Here is a 24,914-nt window from a genome sequence, read left to right on the forward strand (position 1 = left end):
ACAAGAGTAGGACGACCTGCGAAGTGATGGCTCTTTCCCTTTCCCAGCCAGCTTGCCCGGCGTTGATCATTTTCACACATGATTCGATGGCGATCTGGGGGCTCCTGGAACCCGAGCGCGTTTCCATGATCGTAGGTCTCTGCGAGTCTCTTGCCTTGCCGGCTAGTTATCACTCCCCAGTTCTCGTGATGTCGGTCCCGACCCGCTACCAAAGCATCCAACATGACGTAGCCTGCCCATACCCCAAAAGCACCAATATTTGGCCCGTTCCATCCTGTGGGTGCTGCGACCCCCTCCAGGGAATCCATGACTGCCTGAGGCGTGTATCCGGGATTCTCACGCTTAATGGCAGATTGATAGGTTGGGTTGCTTTCCTCAAGGAGGCTGTTTCCATGCACCAGACGCTCTGACGCAGAAACATCGACTAAATTCCGGGACAGAATCCCTCTACGAGACCTGATTTGAGCAGGCCGTACTACGGCGCAGGGTATGTTCAGCTCATGGGCGACCCAAGCCACGACCCATTCAGCCCAATCTTCTCCGCGGGTTACATCGCCGTGCTGTCTCGCAAGTTTCAAAAGCCATCGCCTGTCATCGCCGTCGAGGGTCACCCAGGTCTTCTCTTTTGTCCCTAGTGGTTCATCTTCGTCCCACCGTTCAGGGGACACTGTCGTAGTAGTCCACTTAGTCTGCTCACCGCGCATTCTCCCACGCTACCGACTATTTGGGAGAGTGAACCCTCTACCTCTCATGAAGCCGAGTATGTGAGCTGGCTCGCTGGAAGTACCTGGCGCTATGGCCGAGTGAAGACAAAGCTTCAGGGGAACGAGGAGAGGCCCTCGCTTCCACCCCGAAGAATGAGCACAAGGACGCGGCGCCTCAGTCCGCCCGGTTAGCTCGCAGGAGCAGAAAGAGCGATTCCAGAGACGCGGATATACTCTCGCCATGACGCCAGAGACGCTGAACTATTTTGGGTCCGTGCCGCTCGCAGAGGAGAGCGACTTCACAACTCTTGCTGAGATCCGCGATCGTCTCGCCGCGGCCGAGGGGCTCTTCGAAACTTGGCGTCGCCTCGCAAAAGCAACGCCGAAAGAGAACAGTGAGTGGGCCGCAGATCAAAGAGTCACCGGCCCATGGATGCTCAGCACCAGTGTCTTCTCGGCGCTCCACCATGCAGGAGACTCAATCAACACATTGCGCGAAATGCTCGGAGGAAACGAACGCATAGTTCTGCCCTACATGGCGCACTTTGCAGTAGCCAGAAGCGGCATCGAGGCCGCAAGCCTAGCGATATGGCTCTTAGCACCCGACCAGCAGCCAGAGAGAATTGACCGTCACATCCGTGAGATATGGCGAGAGGTCAACGAAGAGAGCAAGATCTACGCCAGCGCCATCGAGATCAGTGAGAGCGACCCTGCCTATCGACTCTCAATGACAGTTGACACTGCGCGGAAGGACCGAAAGAAGAGAAACAATCAACACAAGCGTTACATAAGGGATATGGCAAGGGCCCACGGGCTAAAAGACCCTTGCGAGATGCGCCACGCCGTAGGGTTTCGGGAGATCACAGGAGCTGCAGCGCAGTCTGCAGGGATATCCTCCGCAATTGGGGAAATGGTCTGGAGTGAGTTGAGTAGCCTCAGTCACCCTTCTACCCTCAGAGCAATGCGCTCAAATGTTGAGATAGTCTCTGACGATCCTGAGAAGGAGATCGTTCAAGCGCAAATCTCGACTTCGATTCCCACCATCGGACTGGCAGTGAACGCGAATTTGCGGTTGTTTGAGCACGCACTAGAGCTCGTGCAGAGGCGCAAGCTTCGACCATTCCACACCAATGTGGGACGAGATAGTTCGCTGTAACCAATCCACGTGCACGCTGCAGAGAATGTGTCTTGGATGCCGATTGAGGAACCAACAGACATAAGGAGAGATCCCCTGCAACAACAAGAATGGCGGGGTGCCCCACAAAACACGAAAGAAGCCCTCGCGCCCACTCCGGAGAGTGAGCACGAGGGCTCTCAAAACTAGACGATGAAGTTGAACTGGAAGTCGCGGCGCTCGCTCACACTTGCGACGTACTTCTCCAGATCAGCCTTCGGGAGATTCAGACCCGCGCCGGCAAGGTCGCGTTCAACTGCTTTGGTGATTGCTGCAGCAGGTTTCCCGGCATGCCGTTGCCGGATCTTACGGTCGACCGCCTTGGTATTCGTCACGAGCAGCTTCTTCAGTGCCGCGTCATTGATCTTCACTTTCACTTTGTAGTCTCCTTACTTCCTACGTACTTGAGGCGGTACCTTTGCGACGGCCTCATCGTTTCACTGACTTCAGACATTGGTCAGTACCGTGCGGTGCGGCCGGCGCGTGCCTGCTCGCCGGCGAACCCGTCGATCTCTGCGTTCGCGACGACCTTCATCGTCCCGATCATCCGGTTGTCGGCATCAAGCACCGTCACATGGGTTGGCACATGCACGACCTCACGTGTTGCGTCGTCCATGCCGAGCCGGCGTCCGGTCTCCTGCCAGATCTGCCGGTTGCGGTCACGCTCTGATTCCTTGCCGGAGATGAACGTCTCCCACGGGACGCCAGGCTCAGCGAATCCATAGAGTGTGCGGCCGCCCGAGTACGTGCCGGGCTCGATGCCGCCGTTCTCGAAGTACTTGACCCCGGCAACGTACATGCCGCCGTCCTCGTTGTACGCCGCACCAACCTGCCCTCGAGGCGCCCCTGTCTGCCGCACGACCGTATTGATCACTGTCTCTCGGTAGCCAGGGATATCGTTCAATGCTCGAATGTGGGCGTCGAGTTGGGCCTGCGAGTTTCCGCGGTCCACAATCAGCTTCGTGAGCTCTTCCTCAGACACCGCATCGAGGAGTGCTTGGTAGGCGCGGACCTTGTTCGACTCGCTTGCAGCGTTTGAGATCAACGTGAGTTCGTGATCGGTGGGGATCTTGTAGACAGCATCCGCGAACTCGATCGCCATATCGCGGCTCCCGGTAAGCGCCTCGATCTGCGCGATAAGTTTCTCCCGGCCATCAGCAAGTCGCGAGCTGTAGTTCTCGGCCGCCTTGTCCGCGCCCAGCGTTGCAGTCTCCTGCTCCATCAGCGCGTAGGCAGCCTTCTGTGAGTCTGCAGCCAGGCCCGCCATCATCTCGCGATTCTTGGCGCCCTCGACAGTGGAAGCATCCATCGACGTCGAGTACCCCTCAACGCCCGCTTTCGCCTGTTCCACCGCTTCCGCAACTTCATCAAGCGTCTGCTGATAGCGAGAATTCGCAGCCTCAGCCGACTGCCCGACACTGTTCGCTTCGTTCAGGGAGTTCAGGAGTTCCATCAGCCCCGCCGCTGCTTCAATCGCTGCGTCTGCCTGCTCGATGTACGCGGCTGCCGCGTCACTCGCCTTGTCTGTGGATTCTTGCGCAGCGGGACCGATCTCTTGCATCGCGAGACGCAGCAGCGAGTTCTCGTCAGTGGCGAGGCCTGCAGCGTCTGCCTGCTCAAGGAGCTGGTCCCTGAACTCGGGCATGGCCTGAATCATCTGAGCGGCGCTCTCGTCCGAAAGGTCATACTCCTCGCGGAGCTCCCGAAATGACTGCTGTGCAGCACTGAAGTCAGTCGCGCCGATTTCAGCGAGAGCGACACCAATATCCGAGATCCGGTCAATGATGCCCTTGTCCTGGAAGTCTTGCGTCAGCCACTTCCACAGGCCCGTCTTCGAGCTGTTCTCTTCAAGGACACCGGCAAGGTCGTTGATGCCGTCAGCCATTGACCCGATGAACACCTTCGAGACTGTCGACTGGTCCTTCACAGACAGAGTGAGTGCATCGAACTCGGACTTCGCGTTTGTTAGCGCGCTCTTGAGTTCAGCTGTGGACTTCTCGCCAGAGCGTGCAGCGGCTTCATAACTCTGGATCGCGACGCCTGTGAGGGTAGCTGCGACGCCGACCGGTCCGAGGACGCTCCGAAGTCCTGTAAAGCCGCGTTTGAGGTCCGCGCTTGTCACCCCGAGCGCTTCAAGAGCGACCTTGTACGCTGCGATCTTCGGGACCGCCGCGAGCGCTGCACCACCGGTGAGGAGGACGCCAGCGGTCACCAACCCGCCCCACGCAACGACAGCCCCCATTGGGCCGTCGAGCCCTGCGAGGGAGTCTGCGAACCCGCCGATTCCTTCAGCAGCACCACCAATGAGCGGGAGCAGGTGGTCACCGATGGAGATCGCCGCATCAGTGACCTGGTTACGCATCACAGCCAATTTCGACGCCACGGTGTCGTACCGCTTGTTGGCCTCGTCGACGAGTGCGGTGTTCTCGCTGAACGCCTTGTTGCCAGTCGCCATAGCGGCAGAGAACTGGTCAGCAGCAGAAGCCGATCGGAGCAGCGCATCACGCATACGGACTTCAGTGATGCCGAGCTCTTCAAGTACTCCGAACGTGCTCTTGCCCTGAGACTCGGCGTTCGCGAGCCCCTGCACGAACGTCGCCAGTGCAGCGCCAGGGTCTGACCGCCACTTTGTGGCAAAAGCATCTGCAGACTGGCCAGCGACAGAAGCAAACAGTTCGAGCCGCTCGCCGCCTTTGTCGACCGACGACGCGATATCGATCATGACCTTCGACATCGCCGAGCCACCAGCCTCAGCCTCAATGCCCACGCTCGACAGGGCGGTAGACAGGCCGAGTATCTGGCCCTCGCTCATGCCGATCTGAGCGCCGGCACCAGAAAGGCGCTGCGCCATCGACAAGATCTCAGCCTCAGTGGTTGCATAGTTGTTGCCGAGCTCCACAAGTGCCGATCCGAGGTTTGCGACCTGGCCTTGTGAGGTGCCCATGACGTTCACGAACCGGGCAAGCTGCGTCGCCGCGTCCTGTGCCGTGAGGTTTGTAGTCTCGCCCAGGTCGATCATCGTCTTCGTGAACGCAACCACGTTCGGCGTTTGAATACCAAGCTGACCAGCCGCCTCAGCAACCGCCGCAATCTCAGTGTGAGACGCCGGCAACACCGAAGTCAGCCCTCGTAGGCCGTCCTCCACGGCTGCGAGCTGCTCCGGGGAACCTTCAACAGTCTTCGTGACACCCGCCCAGGCCGAATCCCAGTCGATCGCAGCCTTGGACGCGATACCGAGCCCAACAGCGACCGTCGCGCCGCCCAGCATCGCAGTCCGCCCCATCAGCTCGAATGCTTCTTGCTGTTTCCCGAGCTTCTCCGCGGCCGTCCCAGTCTCACGAGTCGCCTGGGCTGCTTTCTGCATCCCATCGATATAGCCCTGCACCTGAGCGGAGAGGACTACCTTTACTGAACGATCAGACATGGGTGTCCTCCTGCCCTGCAGACTCCAACATCTGGGCATACTCCGCGCCCAGCTTCAACAGGTCAATCAGCTGCGCCCGAAACGCAGCGCCAGCAGCCCCTGCTGGGATCAGCGCCGCATACTCCTCCCATGCGGCCTCCAACGCTTTAATGTCTGCGAGGCCCACCTTCCGGCATTCCTCAACAAACACGTTGAACTCTTGATCTTTCGCCATCACGGCTCCTTACTTCTGTGTACAAAAAAGGGGAGCCCCAAAACGAGACTCCCCATGGAAACGGCTTTTCTAAGCCAATAAGCATTCGAAGCAGCACCACCGGCTCAACTTCCGCATAAACACGCCACTTTCGGCACTCCAAGCCCTGAAAAAAATGACTTTTCTGCACGCAAATCCGTGATTGCTAGCCCCGTCGGTACTTTGGCCGGCGCGTGGGGGAGTCCCCCCGGGTGGTTAGGTGAGGTTGCCGGGGTGGGGTTCGGGGGTGCGTTTGCGTGCAGTGGTGTAGCGGGCTGTTTGTGCCTCGCGTGCTTGTCGTTGTGTTTCGGTGCGGTGACAGGTGCGGCAGATCCATTCGAGTACTTCGAGGCGGTGGTCTGTGTTGTCTCCGGTGTGGTGTAGTTCGGTGCCTGGGTTGGTGCAGCGGACGCCATCTGTGTGGTGTTCGCAGATGCCGTGTGCTCTGGTCTTGGCTTGGCGTCTGAGGTCGGGCCAGTTGGCTGGGAGTTGGGAGCGTCTGCGTGAGGTGTCCCATGCCATCGCGGTACCCCTTTGGTTAGAGCCCGAACGCTTTGCCTTTGCCCTGTGCCTGTTCGGCTTCGCGGTGTGCGAGCGGTTCGAGCTCGGCGATGCGTGCGGTCCATGTCTTCTTGAGTGTGTGGAGTTGGTCGATGCGGTCTGCGTGTGCACCTGTCTCGGTGTGCTCAGTGATCTGCTGTTCGCCCATTGCGAGGATGAGACGTGCAGTCGTGAGCTGCGCGGTTGCTGTGCGTCCGTCGCTCATCGTTGTTCCTCGGTGTATCGGTCGCCGCGGTATTCCTCGTCACAGCAGAGGAGAGCGGCACGGGTAGACGGGTAGAGCGCACCACACTCGGTACAGGTGCGATCGTCAGCCATTGTGTCCCGCTTCCCGGTTGGTGGCGTATGCAATATGGTTCGAGAATGAGGTCCCGGCTGCTCTTCGTTGTTCCGTTGCTCTTGGTACTGGCTGGCTGCTCTGGCAGCAACTCAGGCCAAACGCCAACTGCCCCGTCGGCTGAAGCGGCAACGCCAGGTTGTGAGGCCGCAGCGGTGGAAGCATTGGCGGCAGAAGACGAACTGCAATCGACCCATCCTGTCTGGGTGAATGACCCACCATTTGCCGATGCTGGGACGCCGGAAGCAGAGGAGTGGGCCGCACTAACTGCGGATGAAGAAGCGCAGTGGCTAGCCATTATGCGTCCTGTGTATGAAACATGCGAGGGGCCCGATGACTGGTGGGCCGTCGTTCAACGTCATCCGGGACTTGCTGGGATGACTGGCCCGGAGTTCGTCACGCCTGACATGCTCGGAGGCTGGTGCTACGACGATCCAAGCCTGGCAGCATGCTCGGGCTATGACGAATGGCTTGAGGACAAAACGCAGTAAGAGGTTCCCCGCGCGCGCACCCATGCTGTGTGAGCGTCACGCCGTGAGCGTGCGGATGAATGGATGCCTACGATGCGGCGCGGGGAAGAATATGGGACGACAAAACCCCCGGTGAAGTTCCGGGGGTTGTCGGCTTTGAGTCGTCGAGTTTGCTAGGAAGCGAGGATCTGCTTGGCGATTTCCAGCCCAGCTGGTCCGTCCAATTCTGGGAGGTTTGCCCACCGACCGCCGGACACTGTTACTTCAACGCCTGGCACCCAAATTGTGGTTCCAATGACGGCAGAGATTCCGATGTCAACTGTCATCGTGAACGCGTCACCGTTGTTCGCAGTGACCCATTCGTCGGTGACGCGCTCGAAACCTGCCATGCCCTCTAGCGGACTGTAGTCGGGCCGCTCTGAGATCGCCGCGAATCTAACTTCCACCGAGCGAGCATTATCTGGTGTGACGTCCTCCGGTGGCGTATCCCAGCCGCAGTGAATGTCAGTCTCGGAAACGCTGTTCCAGTCGTAAGGGTTGAGGCCTTCGACCCAAGTCGCCACGAACGGTTGTACGTCATCGCAGGACTTGATGTGTGCGAATGAGAAGTCGCCGTCATTGCTAGTCTGCTCGGCTGGAGCCTTCGAGGTGTCCTCGGTTTGGGTGGGGGTGTCGTGCTGTTCAGCCGGGGTTGAGCATCCAAGAAGCGAAAAAGCGAGAGCGGTCGTTGCACACACTAAAAATGTCTTTCTCATAGCTACAGCATAAGTCGGAAGGTGTGCCCGGCGGACATTGCCCATGTTGCGGGTCTCTTTGCGGGCCATGGGACTACTCCGGGTAGCGATCGCAGCGGTATTGCTCGTCGCAGCAGAGCATCGCTGCTTTGATGGATGGGGAGCGTTTGCCGCAGTCGGGTCTGACGCGGACTCTGGGGGCAGTCAGTAGCTGCCCCCAGCGCGCCTACCTAGTTGGTGGCCGTATAACGTTGAATGGCTGGCGCCCACTCGTAGGTAATAGGTTCGGCAATAGCGCGGAGTGTAGTTTCTGCGTGTTCGATGCCGCCGCGGAGGGTGATGGGTTCGCCGTCGAGTTCAGCGCCTTCGACGGGGACGCCTGCGTTCATGAGGCGTTGTGTGCCGGTGCCGATGGTGTCGCGGTGTTTCAGCCTGGCGCGTTCAAGCGCTGCGAGACTGTCCTTCACGGTATTGATGGCGGCGTAGAGCTCGGATCTCGCGCTAGCTTCGATGGCTGTCGTGTCGGTGAGGATCTTGCGGATCTCGTCTGCGGTGCCGAGCTTGGACCGTTCTCTGTCGGCGGCTTTCTTAGCTTCACCGTGTTTGAGAGTGATGATCTCGATGGTGTCGCGGATCTCGGAGAGCCCGCGGTATGGCTGGTTGTTGTGTTCGGGGTTTTTGACGTAGGCGAGGTGGTCGCGTTCTTCGGTGCGTGAGTTCTCGAGGTCTGCGGCGAGTTCGGTTTCGAGGATTGCGGCTTTGGTGCCGGTGAGTGTGATGCTCATAGGTGGTCCTTATCGGTTAAGTGGGTCGATGAAGCGTGCGGCGCGTTTGATCTGTGGTGGTTGTCCGCCGGTGCGTCCGTTGATGCGGATCCTGGAGGCGATGTCTTTCGCGGTTGCGTCGTCGTCGAGGATGGGGGCTAGGTCACCTGTTCGGGGCGTCCCTGTTTCGTTGCCGAGGCGGATGTTGTTGGCGATGTCGCGTGCTTCTTGCCTGGTTTGGAGGCGTGCCTGTTCGGGGGTGAGTTCTGGCTCGGTTCGCGCGTTGGTGAGTTCCGCGATTTCGGCTTCGGCTTCTTCGAAGAATTCGTTCCAGGTTCGGGGTGTCTTGTTGTTACTCATGTGGTGTCTTTCTGTGTGGCCTGTCGGCTAGTGGTTGATCTTCTCGGAGAAGCTGGCGAGCATCTCGTCTGGGTTTAGCTCAGGTGTAAAGTTCTTTACACCTGAAATATCGCGCTGTGTCGTGTCGTTGCTGACACCAACGATCGGCGCGATTGGGCGGCTACTCATGCCGTCACCTGCTCCTGTTCCTTCCTGAGAAGTTCCTCGTTTGCTTCACGCAAGATCTCTGCTGCGGCACGCAACCGCTCATCCGGTGTCAGGCCTCGGTGAACAAAGGGTTCGCGATCCTTGCGATCTTCTGGGTCCTTCATCGTGCTGCCTTTCGGGTGGGGGCTAGTGGTTGAGCTTCTCGTTGACGACTCGGGTGAGGGTGTGGTTGATCTCGTTCGCTTGTTTGAGTGCGCGGCCGCGGGCTTCTGCTCGGGTCTGCCAGTGGTCGGCGTCGGCTCGAGCTTTGTCGAGCGCGTTGCTGAGGCGTGCGACTTGGGTCGCGAGGTCCCTTGGCGGGGCCGGGGCTGGGGTTGTCATGCCGTGCTCCTTTCGATGTCTTCTGCGAGGTCGTGGACGGCGTTCACGAGGTCGTAGGCCTCCGCTACTTCCACGACGAGGAAGAAGCCTCCTTTTCGGATACAGATCGCGTCTGGCTGCCCTTCTTTGCGCCAGGTGTTGATGCGGAACCGTGGAGCCGGTTTCTTGGTGGTTCTGGCATGAGGCGTCCCGTTCAGGGGTGTGTTCACTGTTTGGCCTCGATTCGTGCGAGTGTGGGGCATCCGTCGTCGTGTGAGATTTGGATGACGTGGATGTTGTCTCCGAGGTGGACGATGTTGGTGTCGGAGAGGCAGTCAGGGCAGTCGTGAGCGACGGCCGGGAGCGTGTTTTGGGTGGTCATTGCGTGGCCTCTTTCGATGATGAGGAGTTGCTGGTTTGGGGTGGGTGTACCCGTACCCGGCTATAGGTGTTCGGGTACGGGTACACCGCTGTACCCGGTACGTACCCGGTACAGTCGTAGAGCCAAATTGGGTGTACCCGGAGGTGTACCCGGGGTACGGTCGCTCCGGGTACGCTTCCGGACGCTATTCGGAGCCTCTTGTGAGAGCTTCGGGGTCGTGGATTTCGCGCCATGCCTTCAGTGCGTCGCTGGCTTTCCCGTTGCCCCAGGTCATGCGGGTGCGTACGTCTCGGACTGACCGAGGAGGCGGGTCGAGTTGCTCGAGTTCTTTCACGAGTTCTGACACGTTCGTGCCGGTCACGCTTCCGAGCATCTGGGGAGTTTCACCGGCTTGTGCGGCGACGATGTACGCGTTCAAAGCTCCGTTCGCATCGGTCATTTTGAACCGTCCCACGAGAGGTTCTTTCTCGGCAGCGACGTGACGACGCAGCCCACCGTTTCGGTCTTTCACGAGTGTCACCTCGGCTTCGCCGCCCGAGCCAGGAGTGAAGGGGCGATCCACCCGGAAGCGGAGCATGGTTCCCGAGTAGGCTCGTTTCTTCGCGCTGGTTCCGGTGGCTCCGTACGATGCGGAGTCCTTCGATTTCGCTTCGTGGTCGATGACGATGACGCAAGCGCCATACAGCGCGAATGGTTTCACTGCTGTGCGGAACACGTTGGTGAAGTCGTCGGCAGAGTTGCTGCTTGCTCCGTAGAGCGGGCCGAGTTCGCCAAACGAGTCGATGACTACAAGCGTTGGCGCCCACTCCTTCGAGTCGCGAACGATTCCTGCGATCGCTTGAACCTCATCAGGTTCGCAATACCGGAACCGTGTGGGGTCCGTGAGGATTTCGTCTGGGATGCCGAATGCCTTGAACCTGGAAACGGTTGCTTCGACGCCGTTGTGGTCGAGGTCGATCATGAGGACGCTGCCGCCGCTGAAGAGCACTTCGACTGCGGTGGCTTGCGCGAACCAGGTCTTGCCGGACTCTGGGGGCCCGAGGACACAGTTTGCGTGGCCGGCGTAGACGGTGCCGATCCCGTCGCTTCTCAGCCCAATCTCTGGCGCTGGCGGGCCTGCGAAGCCTCGTTCGAGGAGCTCGGCGATGTTCTCGTACAGGAGCGGGGTGTACCCGGTGATTGTGGGGGCGGCTGTCACTATGCGGCCCTCCTTTCAGAGTGGGGTGCTGGCCCTTGGATTTGGGGTTCAGCGAAGAAGAGTGCGGCTTGTGCCGCGAAGTGTTTGTCGAGGCGACGTTGCAGGATTTCGGCCCGGTCTTTCGGGTTGAATGCTGCGAGGTAGAGCAGGTCGAGTTGATGGTTAAGGGCGTCGATTTCGGGTTGCCGTGACGCGCGCCCGTATGCTTCGCCGGCGTGGATGAATGCAGCGACTGACGGGGGCAGGTCCTGGAGTCGGATCTGCCCCCGTTGTAGCCCGTCTAGCCAGGCGTCGAGTGTGCGTTCGGCGTGGCCGCTAAGCGTCCATCGGGCCATTGCGGCCCCAGTCGATGCCGTCGATGATCTCCCCGAACGCGGTCTCGGTGTCGTAGCTGCGTTCCATGGATGCCGCCCATTCGCGATGCCTTGCGAGTGCGGCTTCTCGGTCTCCCCCGTAGCGAGGGAAGAACACGCTCGTGCCGTACCGGGCGGTGAACCGTTCGACTACGGGGGAACCGTCGTCGTACACGTACGCGGAAGGTGCTAGCGCCGGTACGGTGATCGGCCCAATCTGCTGCTGACCGATCGCGACGTGTTCCCCGATGGCCTCGTACTGGGAGCCTTTGATGCCGTCGATGAACTCGATGAGTTCCTCCGGCACGTTGTAGCCGCCTCCGCTGAGCTGGTCGATCACGTACTCGAGCTGGTCGATGTTGCGCAGCACGAGCGCTTTCAACGTGTCGAGCGGGCTGCTCGGCGGTGTCGTGGGGTTCGTGAACCCGGTGATGAGATCCTCGCTCATGCTGTTACCTCCCAGATCTGTGCTTTGCGTCCGTACTTCGTGGGCCGCGTCTTCCCGCTCGTGGCTACGAGGCCGTGTTCTGCGAGCTCAGACACGGCAGAGCGCACTCGTGAGGGGCTGAGGCCCGGCAGGAACGCTTCTAGCTCCTGCTGGGTGACTCCGATACCTCGGGCGCGCATCGCAGCGTATACGGCGGATTGTGAACGGCTGAGGTCAGCTGCACGGCCGGCGTCAACGCTCGTCACGGGATCAGTAGGGCGCGACCTGGGCGTTGCCCCGTCGAGGATCATGGAAGTCATGCTGCCTCCTTCACCTGGATGGCGTTGAGCCGGTCGCATTCGCCCTGGAGGTAGGCGAAGTCGTTGGCCCAGTCGCGTAGAGCTTTGAGCCCGTCTACGCCTTCAAGCTGATCGCAGGTCAGCCACGATTCAACCGTCCAGGGGTCGTCATCGTGACGCTGCAGCACGATCGTGTAGTCGTCGGTGCGGATCGCGTCGTTCTCACATGATTCGGTCTTGAAGATGTCGCCGCTCGTCTCCCACTCATGCCAGTCACGAACACAGTTCGGGTCGGCGCAGGGACGAAGCTCGGGCGACCACTGCTCGGGATCGAATGGGATCCAGCTGTTCATGTAGCGGCCCGTACCGTTGTTGAACTCTTCCCATAGGCGATCGCATACGATGCCGTTCTTCAAGCGGGTAATCATCTGCTTGGCTACCGCAAGGTCTGTTCGGGTCGCTCCCGTGTACAGATGGATTGCGAAGTGGGCGCCGTACTTCACACCGATGTGGAACGCCTGCCTGAAATGTCTACCCTCAGCGTCAGCACTCGTCTGCACGGTCTTCTTGTCAGGGCATGCGGCTTCACAGAACTTCACCACGACGGGGAGATCCGCGAGGACGGACGCGGCCCAGGTGCGAGAAGCGTCGGTCGCTTCCGTAACGGGCTTGAACACAGTAAGGTCGCTCATCAGATTGCCTCCTCAAACGCAGGAGCACCAGGCTCTGTGATGCGGCGGATCTCGCGGGGCTGCTGCTCCATGACGTGCACCGCGACGGCCTGCAGCGCGGCGGCAAGGGCGCACGCGGACTCGGGCGTGAACGACTTGATGCCAGCTTCGTCTCCGAAGTCTAGTTCGACGGTGAGAGTGCCGTTGGTGCGGCTCCACGGGCTCACGGTCGCGCCGGCAACCTCGATGGTGGTGTTGAAGGTGTTGGGGTTCTCAGGGTTCTGCGTAATAATGGGTGAGACGTTCATCGTTGTACTTCCTTTGTGTTTGTCTCGGTGTTCGAACCCTCGCTGCAGGCCTGATTGGCGTTAGATCCTGCAGTGGGGGTGTTCTTTTCTGTGGGTGTGGGGAAGAGCCAGAGCAAGCCGCTCCGCATTCTCCCTGCACGGTTCTTCTTGGGCCGGGCGATCCTTGCTGTCATGCCGAGCATCATGTACTCGAGTGATTCCGCGTTGACCATCGCATGAAAGCCGTTCATCGCCGTGATGGTGAACGGACCTCCACTGTTGAGTAGCTGCCGGATCGCAGCCTCTCCTGTCGGGTCACTGTATGTCAGTGGGTCCATCCCCGAGTGATCTGCGGGGGCGCGGCTCTCTCTAAGCGTCTGCTGCATTGAATGCCTCCTCGATGAAGCGATCGAGCTCAGCAGCGGCAATGACCGTGCGTCCCCCTAACTTGCCGGTTTTGATCCGCCCCGTATGGATCAGCCATCTAACGGCAGCCTCTGAGCGGCGCAGTTCGGTAGCGACCTCGCCAACGAAATAGAAGCGAGGCTTCTCGAGCGTCGAAAGTGTCATTGCGTATCCTTCCTTTAGGTGTGGCGCATTCCTGACGAGCCACTGCCACTTACTGTAGATAGTTGGCGTCGGCTTGTCAAGGCTGTGCCGCGTGGGCTTTAATGGGACCCATGCACCACTTAATCTCCGTTCTTCTTCCTGACGGGAGCGAGCCAACCTGGGAAGACGCGATAGTCCTGAATATCGGGATCGGCGTTATCCCAGAACTGAAGGTTCAGTTTCAGGAGAAATGGCTGAATCGTGGGGACGAGGTCATGGCTCCTGTTGTTCATATGCGCATTCGATTCAGCCAGTACCAGGGGCGCTTTCTCGCACAGTTTGTGGGGCTCGAAGCGCCTGAGGTTGCAGGTACTGACTTGCGTGAAATTAGGGTTGCAGAGCTGCTGCGGATGGCTTCTTCGGCAGCAATCTATGTCAAGCATTCTGTGGACGAGGATCCAGTTAGCCTGTACGAAAGTCGCGGGGACGAAGCGATGTCTCTCGAGGGTAGTCGGCTAGGGCTCCTGGCAAAGGAGCGAGGCCCCGTGGACCCTGTTTTGAAGGAAGTCGCCCTCATATACAACGTGGCGCTGTTGTCATCTCAAGCGCCAGCGAAGGCTGTGGAGAAGGCGTTTCAGTTGCCTGCGAGGACGGCAGCTCGCTGGATTGCGAAAGCCCGAGAAAACGGCATGCTGGAGCGCCCGTCTCTTGTTGGGTTTGAGGATAGTGTCAAGGGCTATGACGAAATTCGGGCAAAGTGGGGGTCTTATGGTCCGCCACTAAACGCTGATCCACTTCCTCCTAACTTTGGTGCAGATGATGGCGAGCGTTAAACAGCGCCCCAATGGCTCCTGGCGCGCCCGCTACCGGGACGCCGATGGCAAGGAACATGCTCGCCATTTCAAGCTCAAACGGGACGCGCAACGTTGGCTGGACGAAGTCACGACATCCACGCTCACCGGCAACTATGTGGATCCGAAAACTGCGAAGCTCACAGTGAGCGAGTGGTGTGACACCTGGATCCAGGGATACAACAAGCGGCCTCGGTCAATCCTCCAAGCGAAGACGCACATCGCCCGTATCAAAGATCGTTTCGGCGGGCGCACACTCGTGTCGGTTCGCCCCTCCGAAGTGAAAGCTTGGATCGCAGATCTGCAAGCATCGGGACTGTCAGAGGCCACCGTTCGGGGCGCGCACCAAAGATTCAGCCAGATATTCAGTGATGCTGTCCTGGATGGGCTGATTCCAAGGTCGCCATCCTCGAAGCGCACAGCGCCGGCCATGCCGAAGCCAATCTCGTACGTGGCAACTACGGCGCAAATCTGGGCGCTGCATGATGCGATGCCTGAACACCTTAGGGGAGCCATCCTGCTCGGTGCATTCGCCGGGCTTCGCAGAGGGGAGATTGTCGCATTGCGGGTGGAAGATGTCGACTTCATGCGCGGCGTTATTACGCCTGCAATCCAGTACCCCAACGACCCCCTCAAGACTGAGGAGTCGAAACAGCCCATTCCGATCCCGCAGGAGCTTGCTCTGGAGCTGAATAAGGTTCCCGCGCAGTGGGGGAGCAGCAAGCTCGTAGTGAACTCTCTCGGGAAGCCAACAGCGCCGCAGTACCTGAACATGGCGTTCATCGAAGCTCGAGCCAAAGTTGAGGGCCTGCCCGAAGGCTTCCGCATTCACGACCTCAGGCATTACTACGCGAGCATGTTGATCTCCGCCGGCCTCGACGTAAAGATGGTGCAAGCGCGCTTGAGGCACAAGTCCGCCAAGACCACGCTGGACATTTACGGACACCTTTGGCCGGACTCTGACGAGGCTTCACGAGCAGCTGTCGCGGCCGTCTTTGGTCAGCGCGCTGGAAACGTTGCGGACTCCCTGCGGACAGTAGCCGCAGAACCCCAAGGTTCGTAACAGATTTACTAGAACAGGGTGTTCTTGTCTTCCATGCCGCGCATCGCGTCGTAGTCGAGCACAAGGCAGCGGATCCCGCGATCCTCAGCGAGCGTGCGCGCCTGCGGTTTGATCTCCTGCGCCGCGAAGACCCCCGACACGGGGGCGAGCAGCGGGTCGCGGTTCATGAGCTCAAGGTACCGGGTGAGCTGCTCGACGCCGTCGATCTCGCCGCGGCGCTTGATTTCTACAGCGACCGAGACGCCCGCCGAATCTCGGGCGAGGATGTCGACGGGGCCGATCGCCGTCATGTACTCGCGGCGCACGAGCGAGTGCCCGTCGCCGAGTAGGTCGATCTGATCGGCGAGGAGCTCCTGTAGGTGCGCCTCAACGCCGTCCTTGATGAGGCCGGGGTCGACGCCGAGATCGTAGGAGGAGTCGTGGATGATCTCGAACAGCGAGACCACGAGCTTGTCGGCGGTCTTCTTGTGCGTGACCTGCCACTGTTCGACGATGCCAGCTTCGCGCACGTCGTCGTCGAGTTCTAGCGGCTCGAGCGAACACGGAGGGCTCATCCAGTTCAGCGGCTTGTACGAGCCACCGTCTGAATGGACGAGGATCGAACCGTCGCCCTTCAGCATCAGTACGCGCTTCGCGCGCGGCAGGTGGGCCGACAGCCGACCCGCATAGTCAACGGAACAGTCAGCAACCACGATTCGCACCGTGACAGTTTAGCCGGTTGTGGTGCTGCCTGCCTGTCTGCCGGGTTCGCGGGCGGCCCCGGCTGCGAAGACAACGAAGATAAGGAATGCGACGAGCGGGAGAAACGCGTTCAAGAGCCCGAGATGCTCGCCGAGCAGGCCGATTGCCATCGGCCCGACAAGAAACGCAGCGTAGGCGATCGCCGAGACGGTCGCGACGCCGCGTACTGCCTTTGTCGGGTCATCGGCGGCGGCCGAGATGCCGATCGGGAACCCGAGGGCGCTGCCGACGCCCCACAGCCCGGCGCAGATGTACGCTGCCCAGCTGAAGGGAAGCACGTTGATGAGCACGATGCTTGCGCCGGCGGTGATCGCGCTCGCTCGGAGGATCCAGACGCGGCCGAATCGTTCGAGGAGCCAGCTGCCTGCCGCGCGGGTTGTGAGCATCGCAACGAAGAAGACGCCGAGTGCGAGCGCCGCCGCGGAGTTCGAGAAGCCGCGGTGGTCTGCAAGCGCGAGGGGGAGCCAGTCTGTCGCGGTTCCCTCGGTGAGGCTGAGGCTCATCGCCACGAAGCCGATGACGATGATGCGGGGGTCGCGCCACGGGTTGTAACTTGTGTGCTTGGGCGGCGCCGTCTCGGCTGCCGGATTCGCGAGCAGCTGGATGGGGCCTGTGTTCGTGTTGACTGGCACCGGCTCGGCAGCTGGTTCCACGGGCTCGACGCCCGGAATGCTGCGGATTGCCACGAGGACGCCAGCGATGATGACGATGAAGACGGCGGCGAGATGCACGGGGACTGGAATCTTTAGCATCTCGGCGAGCGCACCAACGCCCATCGCGCTCACACCGCCGAAGCTGTATCCGCCGTGCAGGATCGGCATGCGCGATTTTCCGAGTGCTCGCTCGGCTGCTGCCCCGCTCACGTTCATAGCGACGTCGCTCGTGCTGAAGAAGAACCCGAAGCACGCGAGTGCGAGCATTCCAGGGATCGGCATGCCAAACCACAGCAGCGTGGCGCCAAGCGGCATGAATAGCGCCTGGCCGAGCGCCCCGTAGAGAATCGATTGGCGGGGCCCGAGCCACGTCACCGTGCGGCCGGCGAACACGAGGCCGAGGAGCGATCCCGCGGCGAGCGTGAGCCCGATCACGCTCATCTCGAATGTGCTCGCGTCAAGGCGGTCGCGAACTGCAGGGATTCGGGCGAGCCAGTTGCCAAAGCCGAAGCCGAACATCGTGAACACGATGAGCACGCCGAACGTCCACCTCGACGGGGAGGGAGGCGAGTCTTGGGCAGCCACAGTGCTCCTGACGAAAAAGGTGACCGCGCTGCGGCTGAACCCCACTATTCTAGGCGTTTCGGTGGCGGTCGCGGCGAGGTGTGGCGCAGACCGCTACACGCCGAGCACGATCCATCGTCCGCCCCTGGCTCGCAGTCCGAGCGTCGTCGCCCTGGCGAGCATGAACGCGATCATGAAGCTCGCGGTGATCGCCACAAGCGCGGCGGTGCCGGTCGGTACGAGCGAGGTCGCGAGCCAGAGCACTGGCAGGTAGACGGCGAGGTTCACGAGGCTTGTCCATGCGAGATACCTGACGTCGCCTGCTCCCATGAGTACGCCGTCCAGCACGAACACGAACCCACCGAGCGGGAGCGAGATGCCAAGCACGATGAGGGCGGGCGGGAGCAGCTCGAGGACCCCGGTGTCGCTCGTGAACGCCCGCCCGATCACCTGACTGCCGAGCGCGAGCACCGCCCCGATTACAGCGCCCGCAACGAGCCCCCAGAAGATGCAGCGCGCAACGATCCTGCGCGCGAGGGTGGCGTCCCGCGAGCCGAGCGCGTCTCCGATAAGGGCCTGGGCGGCGATCGCGAGCGCGTCGAGCGCGAAGGCTGCGGTCGAGAAGATTGTGAAGACGACCTGGTAGGCGGCGGTCGCCTCGGTACCGTGGCTCGTGGCGGCAAACACGGTGGCGAGGAACGCGGCGCGGAGCCCGAGCGTGCGAACGAAGAGCCACCCGCCGGAGCGGCCAGCCTGCGACAGCCCGTCGCGGTGGGGGAGCCAGTTCGCGCCTGCGCGTCTCGCGTGGTGCGCGACGACTGCGATGTAGACGGCAACCATGCCCCACTGCGCGGCGACTGTGCCCCACGCGCTTCCGGCGATGCCCCAGCCGAGGCCGTAGATGAACCACCAGTTGAGCAGCGCGTTCGCTGAGAAGCCGATCGTCGCGACGTAGAGCGGGGTGCGGGTGTCCTGGAGGCCGCGGAGCAGCCCGGTTGCGGCGAATACGAGCAGCATTGCTGGGATCCCGAGGCACGACACGGTGAGGTAGGCGAGCGCCTGGTCCGTCGTCGCCGCGTCGGCTCCAAAGAGCCGCACGATTGGGGCGCTCACCAGCCAGAGCGCCGTGCCGACGACGATCCCGATCCCGAGCGCGAGCCAGAGCCCGTCGATGCCCGCCTGCACGGCGCCGCGCACGTCGCCTGCGCCACGCCTGCGCGCGACCATTGGCGTCGTCGAGTAGGCGAGGAAGATCATGAGGCCGACTGCGGTCTGCAGGATCGCGCTTGCGATCGCGAGCCCGGCGAGGGGAGCGGCGCCAAGGTGCCCGATGAAGATCGCGTCGAGGGTGAGCAGCATGGGCTCGACGATGAGCGCGCCAAGCGCCGGGAGAGCGAGGGCTGCGACCCTGCGGTCGATGGTGCTGCGCAACGGGAACTCGCTCGGCGGCATGCGGCTAGGGTACCGCGAAACCGATCCGCCTATTAGGGTGAGGAGACATTGGGGGAATAGTCGTGCCTGATGGCACATGCAGAGCCAAATCAATGATGAAAGTAGGGATGCACATGAACTCAATGCACCAAGCGACCCCGGAGGCACACGACTCCAGCCCGCCGCTTCCGCCGGTCGCGTTGACCGCGGACGAGATCGCGGCGGACTCGCGCAACAAGCGCGGCCTGAAGATCGCGCTGTGGGTCGGCATCGGGCTCATCGGCGCCATCGGCTGGGCAATGCTTGCGCTCTCGCGCGGCGAAACCATCAACGCGATCTGGTTCGTGTTCGCTGGCGTCGCGACCTACCTCATCGCGTACCGGTTCTACTCGCGCTTCATTGAAGCGAAGATTGTGCACGCCGACGACACCCGCGCGACGCCGGCCGAGTACAAAGCGAACGGCAAGGATTATGTTGCCACGCACCGCAACGTTCTTTTCGGGCATCATTTCGCCGCGATCGCCGGCGCGGGCCCGCTCGTCGGCCCCGTGCTCGCCGCGCAGTGGGGATTTCTTCCTGGCACGATCTGGATCATCGTCGGCGTCATCGTCGCAGGAGCCGTGCAGGACTACCTCGTCATGTTCTTCTCGACCCGCCGAGGTGGACGTTCGCTTGGGCAGATGGCCCGGGACCAGCTCGGCCGCGTCGGCGGCACCGCCGCGATCATCGCCACGCTGCTCATCATGGTGATCATCGTCGCGATCCTCGCCCTCGTCGTCGTGAACGCTCTCGCCGAAAGCCCGTGGGGCGTCTTCTCCGTCGGCATGACCATCCCGATCGCGCTCTTCATGGGCATCTACCTCCGCTGGATTCGCCCAGGCAAGATCACCGAGATCTCGATCATCGGCTTCGTGCTGCTCATGGTCGCGATCGTCGCGGGTGGCTGGGTCGCCGGCACCGAGTGGGGCACAGCCCTGTTCACCCTCGATAAGGTTTCGCTCGCCTGGTTTGTCGCAATCTACGGCTTTATTGCCGCCGTGCTACCCGTCTGGCTGCTGCTCGCCCCGCGTGACTACCTGTCGACGTTCATGAAGATCGGCGTGATCGTGCTGCTCGCCGCGGCAGTCGTTATCGCGAACCCGCTGGTGCAGGCGCCACGGGTCAGCCAGTTCGCCGCGACCGAGGTGAACCCAGTGGTATCGGGCAACATCTTCCCGTTCCTGTTCGTCACGATTGCGTGTGGAGCGCTCTCAGGCTTTCACGCGCTCATCGCCTCGGGCACGACACCCAAGATGGTGCAGAAGGAGCGTCAGACCCGATTCATTGGGTTCGGCGGCATGCTCATGGAGTCGTTCGTCGCGCTCATGGCGCTTGTCGCCGCAGTCACCCTCGATCAGGGCATCTACTTTGCGATGAACTCGTCAGCCGCAGCGACAGGCGGCACCGTCGAGGGCGCGGTCGAGTTCGTGATGGGGCTCGGCATCGCGGGCGTCGACGTGACCCCCGAGATGCTCACTTCAGCGGCCCAGGCTGTCGGTGAGGAAAGCATCGTCTCGCGCACGGGTGGCGCTCCAACCCTCGCCCTTGGCCTCGCAAACATCATGAAGGACGTCATTGGCGGCCCGGCAATGATGGGCTTCTGGTACCACTTCGCGATCATGTTCGAGGCGCTGTTCATTCTCACCGCCGTCGACGCCGGTACCCGCGTGGCTCGCTTCATGCTGCAGGACACGATGGGCAACTTCGCCCCGAAGTTCCGCGACAACTCGTGGCGACCAGGCGTGTGGCTCACGACACTCATCATGGTTGCTGCGTGGGGCGCGATCCTGCTCATGGGCGTGACAGACCCGCTCGGTGGCATCAATACGCTGTTCCCGCTGTTCGGCATCGCGAACCAGCTGCTGGCAGCCATCGCGCTCGCTGTGGTGATGGCGATCATCGCCGCGAAGCAGAACTTCAAGTACCTGTGGGTCGTCGCCGCGCCGCTCGCGTTCATCGCCGTGGTCACTATTACTGGCTCCCTGTATAAGATCTTCTCGCCGGTCCCAGCTGTTGGGTACTTCGCGAACCACGTGAAGTACCGTGATGCGCTCGCCGCAGGCGACACGTCGCTCGGCCCAGTCGAGAGCCTCGAAGCAATTGTGCGCAACACAATGGTGCAGGGCGTGCTGTCGATCGTCTTCGTGACGCTCGCCATCATCGTGATTATCACCGCGGTTGCCGCGGTTGTTCGCTCGTACCGGACTGGGAAGGTCGTCGACACCGAGGATCCCTACGTGCCGAGCCGGACCTTTGGGCCAGCAGGGTTCATTGCAACCCCGAGCGAGCGCAAGCTGCAGGCCGACTGGGACGCGCTGCCCGAGGAGCTGAGGCCCGATGTTCAGCAGCACTAGTCGCGCAGCGCGCCGCCCCGGCAGCGGCTTGCGCCGCAGACTGCGCGCCGCGCTGAAGTACCTGCACGAGCTCACGGGTGAGGGCGCCTACGCGGCCTATGTCGCCCACGCTGGGCGCGCGCACCCGGGTGCCGCAGTGCTCACCGAGCGCGAATTCTGGCGTGAGCGTTACGCAGACGAAGACGCTCACCCTGGATCCCGCTGCTGTTGACCATCGTCGGCGTTCACTCACAGACGGATCGCTGTGAGTGAACGCCGGTCGCGCCCTCGCGCGCCCCGGCTAGGCTGAGTGCATGAGCAACGCAGCGCCCGGCAAGTCCGGCATCGACCTCTCCGAACTTGATCAGGCGGTGCGCCCGCAGGACGACCTCTTCCGTCACATGAACGGCAAATGGATCGACCGAACCGAGATACCAGCCGACAAGGCCCGCTACGGCTCCTTCGCCGTGCTCGCCGAGAACGCTGAGGAAGCGGTGCGCGACATCATTACAGGCACCGAGGCGCCAGCGGCAGGGCTCATCGAGGGCGGCGCCGACGCGGAGGCCGACAAGGTCGCCGCACTTTACGCGAGCTTCATGGACACGGAGCGGATCGACGCTCTCGGAGCGGAGCCGATTCGCGCAGACCTCGACAGGGCGCTTTCCGTCCCGTCGATCCCCGAGCTCGTACGGGTGACCGCTGAGCTCGAGCGGAAGGGCCTCGGCGGCTTCTATGGCATGTTCATCGACAATGACCCGGGCGACCCCGCGCGCTACATCCTCTTCGTCATGCAGGGCGGCATCGGGCTGCCCGACGAGTCGTACTACCGCGAGGAGCAGTTCGCCGAGGTTCGTGAGCAGTACCGCGCGCACATCGCCCGCATGCTCACGCTCGCCGGCGTCGGCTCGAAGACCGCCGGAGACCCTGAGCGCCTCGCCGACCTCGCCTTCGACCTCGAGACGCGCATCGCCGCAAGCCACTGGGATACCGTCGCGAGCCGCGACATCCAGAAGCTCTACAACCTGCGAGACTTCGCCGGCCTGCAAGAGATCACCCCCGAGCTCGACTGGCAGTCATACATCGCTGCGATGGGCGCCCCAGAGGCGGCCTTCTCCGAGGTCGTCGCCGCTCAGCCCGACGCGCTTGCGGGGCTCGCTTCGCTGCTCGTCGAGGACGAGCTCGAGGCGTGGCAGGCCTGGCTCGCGTGGTCGATCGTCCGCTCATCCGCTGCGCTCCTTACGCAGGAGATGTCGCGCGCGAACTTCGACTTCTACGGCACCGCGCTCACCGGAGCGACCGAGCAGCGCGAGCGCTGGCGCCGCGGCGTCTCGTTCGTCGAGGGGGCCATGGGTGAGGCCGTCGGCCGCATCTACGTCGAGCGCCACTTCGACGAGAACTCGAAGGCAGCGATGGACGAGCTCGTCGGCCACCTCATTGAGGCGTACCGCGACTCCATCAAAGAGCTGTCATGGATGGGTGAGGGCACGCGTGAGCGCGCGCTCGAGAAACTCGGCAAGTTCACCCCGAAGATCGGCTACCCCGAGAAGTGGCGCGACTACTCGGCGCTCGCCGCAGACGCGGGCGACCTCGTCGGCAACTCGCAGCGCGTGGCAGAGTACGAGTTCCAGCGCGAATTTGGCAAGATCGGCAAGCCCATCGACGCGACAGAGTGGTTCATGACTCCGCAGACGGTGAACGCCTACTACAACCCGGGTATGAACGAGATCGTGTTCCCCGCGGCGATCCTGCAGCCCCCGTTCTTCGACGTGACCTGGGACGCGGCGACGAATTTCGGCGCGATCGGCGCCGTCATCGGACACGAGATCGGTCATGGATTCGACGATCAGGGTTCGCGCTACGACGGTGACGGCAAGCTCACCGACTGGTGGACCGAGCAGGATCGCGAGGCGTTCGAGAAGCTCACCGGGGCGCTCATCGGCCAGTACAACGAGCTCTCGCCCGAGGGTGCCGACGGCCAGACCGTCAACGGCGAGCTCACGATCGGCGAGAACATCGGCGACCTGTCGGGCCTCGAGATCGCGTGGAAGGCGTACCTGCGCTCGCTCGCCGGTGCCGAGTCGCCAGTCATCGACGGTCTCACTGGTGCCGAGCGCTTCTTCCTGGCTTGGGCGCAGGCGTGGCAGCAGAAGTCGCGCCCGGCTGAGGTCGTGCGGCTCCTGACTATCGACCCGCACTCGCCGAACGAGTTCCGTTGCAACCAGATCCTGAAGAATCTCGACGCGTACCACGAGGCGTACGCGACGAAGCCTGGCGACAAGCTGTACCTCGCGCCCGAGGAGCGCGTGAGCATCTGGTAATTTGACGGCTCGTCGAGCGCCCCGGGGTGTACCCCCGGGGCGCTCGATCTGTTTGCGGGTCCAATCGACCGCGGCTGGCTGCGAAACGCGCCCGACAGGCGACGGCAAGTAATGAAAACCAATATCATTAACGCATGAGATGCCGCGCCTTGCTCCATTTGTCCCAGTGTTCAGTGGCCCGCCAGCGCGAGGCGGGCCCGACTCATGCGGGCTAGCGCCGGCGCAGCGGGCAGCTTCGCAGGCAAGTGGCTGGCGAAGGTGCGCGGCGGCGGGCGCTGGCGGATGCATGCGGTGCTCGGCGCCATCGTTGGGGCCATCCTCATCGCGACGTCGCTCGCGACCGCCGCGCTCTGGCCAGACTCGGAGCAGGTCCCGATCCACGGCGATGTTGGTCCAGGCGGGAGCCAGATCCTCACCGTCCGTGTCACAGATGTCGTTGCCGCCCCTTGCGCGCAGGGTGGGCCCGGGTTCGGAGCGGCGCCCGGAGATGAGGCCGCCGACGGGAAGCGAGCAGGGGAGTGCTTTGAGGTGCGCGCGACGCTACCTATCGGTAAGCCCGTGAGCTTCACGCTCGATCACATGAACACCCACCCAGTCACCCCGCAGGAGGGCGACAGAGTGCGAGTGATCACGAGCGGGTCGGCGGAATCCGAAACCACGCAGTACTACTTCTACGACTACCCCCGCAGCGGGAAGATGCTCGCAATCGCGGTTGTGTTCGCGCTCATCGTTATCGGCGTCGGGAGGTGGCGTGGTGCCTTGTCGCTTGTCGGCGTGGCGGCGGCGGTCGGGGTGTTGGTCGCGTTTGTGCTCCCCGCCGTGCTCGCCGGCAAGCCTCCCGTTCTTGTCGCGGTGACTGCCTCTATCGGCATCATGACGCTCGTGCTGTACCTCGCCCACGGAATCTCACACCGTACGACCGCCGCACTCTTCGGGGCGATATTTGGAATCCTGTTCACCGCCGCGGCGGGCTTTGGGGCCACGAGGTGGCTTCGCTTCAGCGGGATCGCCTCGACCGAGGACGCGAGCCTGTTGGTGGCGGTGCCCGACCTGAACATGAACGACCTGCTCACCGCAACGATTGTGATCGCCGGGCTCGGCGTCTTGAATGACATCACGGTTGCCCAGGCGTCGGCGGTGTGGGAGATGCGTGAGCTCAACCCGCAGGCGACGAAGCGGCGACTCTACCTCGCGGCGATGCGGATCGGGAGGGACCACATTGCGTCAAGCATCTACACCCTCGTGTTCGCCTACGCGGGGGCGATGCTCGGAGTGCTGCTGTTGATCTACACCTACCCGCGGGACCTGTTGGACCTCATTACGTCCGAGCAGATTGCCCAAGAAGTCGTTCGCACGCTGATTGGTGCCGCTGGGCTCGTGCTCTCGATGCCGGTGACAACTGCGTTGGCCGTGCTGTTTGCGCGGGAGCCGCAGGGCGCCGACGCCTCCCCGGGTAGCGGGGAGGCTCCCGCGGTTCAGGTGAGCTGA

Annotated in this window: 30 protein-coding genes; 8 read left to right on the forward strand and 22 right to left on the reverse strand. The window is 62.1% G+C overall.

Translation table 11 applies throughout. From position 1 onward, the window contains the following. The first annotated feature begins 945 nt into the window (after nt 1-945). The gene (locus KI794_RS01005) at nt 946-1,860 is read left to right on the forward strand and encodes a hypothetical protein (RefSeq protein WP_255808787.1); all 915 of its coding nucleotides are present in this window, start codon (nt 946-948) and stop codon (nt 1,858-1,860) included. A 164-nt stretch (nt 1,861-2,024) separates the two neighbouring features. On the opposite strand, the gene KI794_RS01010 is transcribed toward KI794_RS01005, so the two are convergent. From KI794_RS01010 to KI794_RS01025, 4 genes are all read right to left on the reverse strand, one after another. Continuing rightward, a complete protein-coding gene (locus KI794_RS01010) occupies nt 2,025-2,249 on the reverse strand; it encodes a hypothetical protein (RefSeq protein ID WP_255808788.1) in 225 nt (74 codons plus the stop codon). 86 nt (nt 2,250-2,335) lie between these two features. Then, nucleotides 2,336-5,302 (reverse strand): phage tail tape measure protein, encoded by a 2,967-nt coding sequence (locus KI794_RS01015; protein WP_255808789.1) that lies wholly within the window; start codon nt 5,300-5,302, stop codon nt 2,336-2,338. After that, nucleotides 5,295-5,516 carry a hypothetical protein gene (locus KI794_RS01020; RefSeq protein ID WP_255808790.1) on the reverse strand — a complete coding sequence of 74 codons (222 nt, stop codon included), beginning with the start codon at nt 5,514-5,516 and terminating at the stop codon, nt 5,295-5,297. Before KI794_RS01020 ends, KI794_RS01015 begins: the two co-directional genes overlap by 8 nt. 556 nt (nt 5,517-6,072) lie before the next feature. Then, complete coding sequence (locus KI794_RS01025) at nt 6,073-6,300, reverse strand: hypothetical protein (protein ID WP_255808791.1); 228 nt, start codon at nt 6,298-6,300, stop codon at nt 6,073-6,075. 287 nt (nt 6,301-6,587) lie between these two features. Here KI794_RS01025 and KI794_RS01030 point away from each other — a divergent pair, with 287 nt between their 5' ends. Further along, nucleotides 6,588-6,923, forward strand: a complete 336-nt coding sequence (locus KI794_RS01030; RefSeq protein ID WP_255808792.1) for a hypothetical protein — start codon at nt 6,588-6,590, stop codon at nt 6,921-6,923. 152 nt (nt 6,924-7,075) lie between these two features. Here KI794_RS01030 and KI794_RS01035 read toward each other — a convergent pair whose 3' ends face one another. The 15 genes from KI794_RS01035 to KI794_RS01105 all read right to left on the reverse strand — a co-directional run bounded on the left by KI794_RS01035 (nt 7,076) and on the right by KI794_RS01105 (nt 13,454). Next, complete coding sequence (locus KI794_RS01035; protein ID WP_255808793.1) at nt 7,076-7,657, reverse strand: hypothetical protein; 582 nt, start codon at nt 7,655-7,657, stop codon at nt 7,076-7,078. Between the two features lie 209 nt (nt 7,658-7,866). Beyond that, the gene (locus KI794_RS01040; RefSeq protein WP_255808794.1) at nt 7,867-8,421 is read right to left on the reverse strand and encodes a hypothetical protein; all 555 of its coding nucleotides are present in this window, start codon (nt 8,419-8,421) and stop codon (nt 7,867-7,869) included. 9 nt (nt 8,422-8,430) lie between these two features. After that, nucleotides 8,431-8,760, reverse strand: a complete 330-nt coding sequence (locus tag KI794_RS01045) for a hypothetical protein (protein ID WP_255808795.1) — start codon at nt 8,758-8,760, stop codon at nt 8,431-8,433. Nucleotides 8,761-8,787: 27 nt separating this feature from the next. Next, nucleotides 8,788-8,928: a hypothetical protein gene (locus tag KI794_RS01050; protein WP_255808796.1), complete on the reverse strand. Its 141-nt coding sequence runs from the start codon at nt 8,926-8,928 to the stop codon at nt 8,788-8,790. Continuing rightward, the gene (locus KI794_RS01055; RefSeq protein ID WP_255808797.1) at nt 8,925-9,071 is read right to left on the reverse strand and encodes a hypothetical protein; all 147 of its coding nucleotides are present in this window, start codon (nt 9,069-9,071) and stop codon (nt 8,925-8,927) included. The genes KI794_RS01050 and KI794_RS01055 overlap by 4 nt, the downstream gene beginning before the upstream one ends. Nucleotides 9,072-9,093: 22 nt before the next feature. Continuing rightward, nucleotides 9,094-9,288, reverse strand: a complete 195-nt coding sequence (locus KI794_RS01060; RefSeq protein ID WP_255808798.1) for a hypothetical protein — start codon at nt 9,286-9,288, stop codon at nt 9,094-9,096. Next, nucleotides 9,285-9,497, reverse strand: a complete 213-nt coding sequence (locus KI794_RS01065) for a hypothetical protein (protein ID WP_255808799.1) — start codon at nt 9,495-9,497, stop codon at nt 9,285-9,287. The genes KI794_RS01060 and KI794_RS01065 overlap by 4 nt, the downstream gene beginning before the upstream one ends. Continuing rightward, nucleotides 9,494-9,649: a hypothetical protein gene (locus tag KI794_RS01070; RefSeq protein WP_255808800.1), complete on the reverse strand. Its 156-nt coding sequence runs from the start codon at nt 9,647-9,649 to the stop codon at nt 9,494-9,496. The genes KI794_RS01065 and KI794_RS01070 overlap by 4 nt, the downstream gene beginning before the upstream one ends. Before the next feature lie 184 nt (nt 9,650-9,833). Next, the gene (locus tag KI794_RS01075) at nt 9,834-10,847 is read right to left on the reverse strand and encodes an AAA family ATPase (protein WP_255808801.1); all 1,014 of its coding nucleotides are present in this window, start codon (nt 10,845-10,847) and stop codon (nt 9,834-9,836) included. A 315-nt stretch (nt 10,848-11,162) separates the two neighbouring features. After that, nucleotides 11,163-11,648 (reverse strand): hypothetical protein, encoded by a 486-nt coding sequence (locus tag KI794_RS01080; RefSeq protein ID WP_255808802.1) that lies wholly within the window; start codon nt 11,646-11,648, stop codon nt 11,163-11,165. Continuing rightward, complete coding sequence (locus tag KI794_RS01085; RefSeq protein WP_255808803.1) at nt 11,645-11,947, reverse strand: MarR family transcriptional regulator; 303 nt, start codon at nt 11,945-11,947, stop codon at nt 11,645-11,647. The genes KI794_RS01080 and KI794_RS01085 overlap by 4 nt, the downstream gene beginning before the upstream one ends. Then, a complete protein-coding gene (locus KI794_RS01090; protein WP_255808804.1) occupies nt 11,944-12,618 on the reverse strand; it encodes a hypothetical protein in 675 nt (224 codons plus the stop codon). The genes KI794_RS01085 and KI794_RS01090 overlap by 4 nt, the downstream gene beginning before the upstream one ends. Continuing rightward, nucleotides 12,618-12,905 carry a hypothetical protein gene (locus KI794_RS01095; protein ID WP_255808805.1) on the reverse strand — a complete coding sequence of 96 codons (288 nt, stop codon included), beginning with the start codon at nt 12,903-12,905 and terminating at the stop codon, nt 12,618-12,620. Before KI794_RS01095 ends, KI794_RS01090 begins: the two co-directional genes overlap by 1 nt. Beyond that, nucleotides 12,902-13,270: a hypothetical protein gene (locus KI794_RS01100; protein ID WP_255808806.1), complete on the reverse strand. Its 369-nt coding sequence runs from the start codon at nt 13,268-13,270 to the stop codon at nt 12,902-12,904. Before KI794_RS01100 ends, KI794_RS01095 begins: the two co-directional genes overlap by 4 nt. After that, a complete protein-coding gene (locus tag KI794_RS01105) occupies nt 13,254-13,454 on the reverse strand; it encodes a helix-turn-helix domain-containing protein (protein ID WP_255808807.1) in 201 nt (66 codons plus the stop codon). The genes KI794_RS01100 and KI794_RS01105 overlap by 17 nt, the downstream gene beginning before the upstream one ends. 110 nt (nt 13,455-13,564) lie before the next feature. Between KI794_RS01105 and KI794_RS01110 the strand changes: the two genes are divergently transcribed. Beyond that, the gene (locus tag KI794_RS01110; protein WP_255808808.1) at nt 13,565-14,266 is read left to right on the forward strand and encodes a hypothetical protein; all 702 of its coding nucleotides are present in this window, start codon (nt 13,565-13,567) and stop codon (nt 14,264-14,266) included. Next, complete coding sequence (locus tag KI794_RS01115; RefSeq protein ID WP_255809797.1) at nt 14,250-15,347, forward strand: tyrosine-type recombinase/integrase; 1,098 nt, start codon at nt 14,250-14,252, stop codon at nt 15,345-15,347. The genes KI794_RS01110 and KI794_RS01115 overlap by 17 nt, the downstream gene beginning before the upstream one ends. A gap of 8 nt (nt 15,348-15,355) precedes the next feature. On the opposite strand, the gene nucS is transcribed toward KI794_RS01115, so the two are convergent. The 3 genes from nucS to KI794_RS01130 all read right to left on the reverse strand — a co-directional run bounded on the left by nucS (nt 15,356) and on the right by KI794_RS01130 (nt 18,757). Then, nucleotides 15,356-16,048, reverse strand: a complete 693-nt coding sequence (gene nucS, locus KI794_RS01120; protein ID WP_119281759.1) for an endonuclease NucS — start codon at nt 16,046-16,048, stop codon at nt 15,356-15,358. Nucleotides 16,049-16,057: 9 nt separating this feature from the next. Beyond that, entirely contained in the window at nt 16,058-17,326 is a 1,269-nt protein-coding gene (locus tag KI794_RS01125) for an MFS transporter (RefSeq protein ID WP_255808809.1), read from the reverse strand. 93 nt (nt 17,327-17,419) lie between these two features. Beyond that, nucleotides 17,420-18,757 carry an MATE family efflux transporter gene (locus tag KI794_RS01130; protein WP_255808810.1) on the reverse strand — a complete coding sequence of 446 codons (1,338 nt, stop codon included), beginning with the start codon at nt 18,755-18,757 and terminating at the stop codon, nt 17,420-17,422. Nucleotides 18,758-18,870: 113 nt separating this feature from the next. Between KI794_RS01130 and KI794_RS01135 the strand changes: the two genes are divergently transcribed. From KI794_RS01135 to KI794_RS01150, 4 genes are all read left to right on the forward strand, one after another. Beyond that, nucleotides 18,871-21,129: a carbon starvation CstA family protein gene (locus tag KI794_RS01135; RefSeq protein ID WP_255808811.1), complete on the forward strand. Its 2,259-nt coding sequence runs from the start codon at nt 18,871-18,873 to the stop codon at nt 21,127-21,129. Next, nucleotides 21,113-21,340, forward strand: a complete 228-nt coding sequence (locus tag KI794_RS01140; RefSeq protein ID WP_255808812.1) for a YbdD/YjiX family protein — start codon at nt 21,113-21,115, stop codon at nt 21,338-21,340. Before KI794_RS01135 ends, KI794_RS01140 begins: the two co-directional genes overlap by 17 nt. An 82-nt stretch (nt 21,341-21,422) precedes the next feature. Next, a complete protein-coding gene (locus KI794_RS01145) occupies nt 21,423-23,426 on the forward strand; it encodes a M13 family metallopeptidase (RefSeq protein ID WP_255808813.1) in 2,004 nt (667 codons plus the stop codon). A gap of 204 nt (nt 23,427-23,630) precedes the next feature. Then, nucleotides 23,631-24,914 carry a YibE/F family protein gene (locus tag KI794_RS01150; protein WP_255808814.1) on the forward strand — a complete coding sequence of 428 codons (1,284 nt, stop codon included), beginning with the start codon at nt 23,631-23,633 and terminating at the stop codon, nt 24,912-24,914.

The sequence above is a fragment of the Leucobacter aridicollis genome, assembly GCF_024399335.1.
Lineage (GTDB): Bacteria > Actinomycetota > Actinomycetes > Actinomycetales > Microbacteriaceae > Leucobacter > Leucobacter aridicollis_A.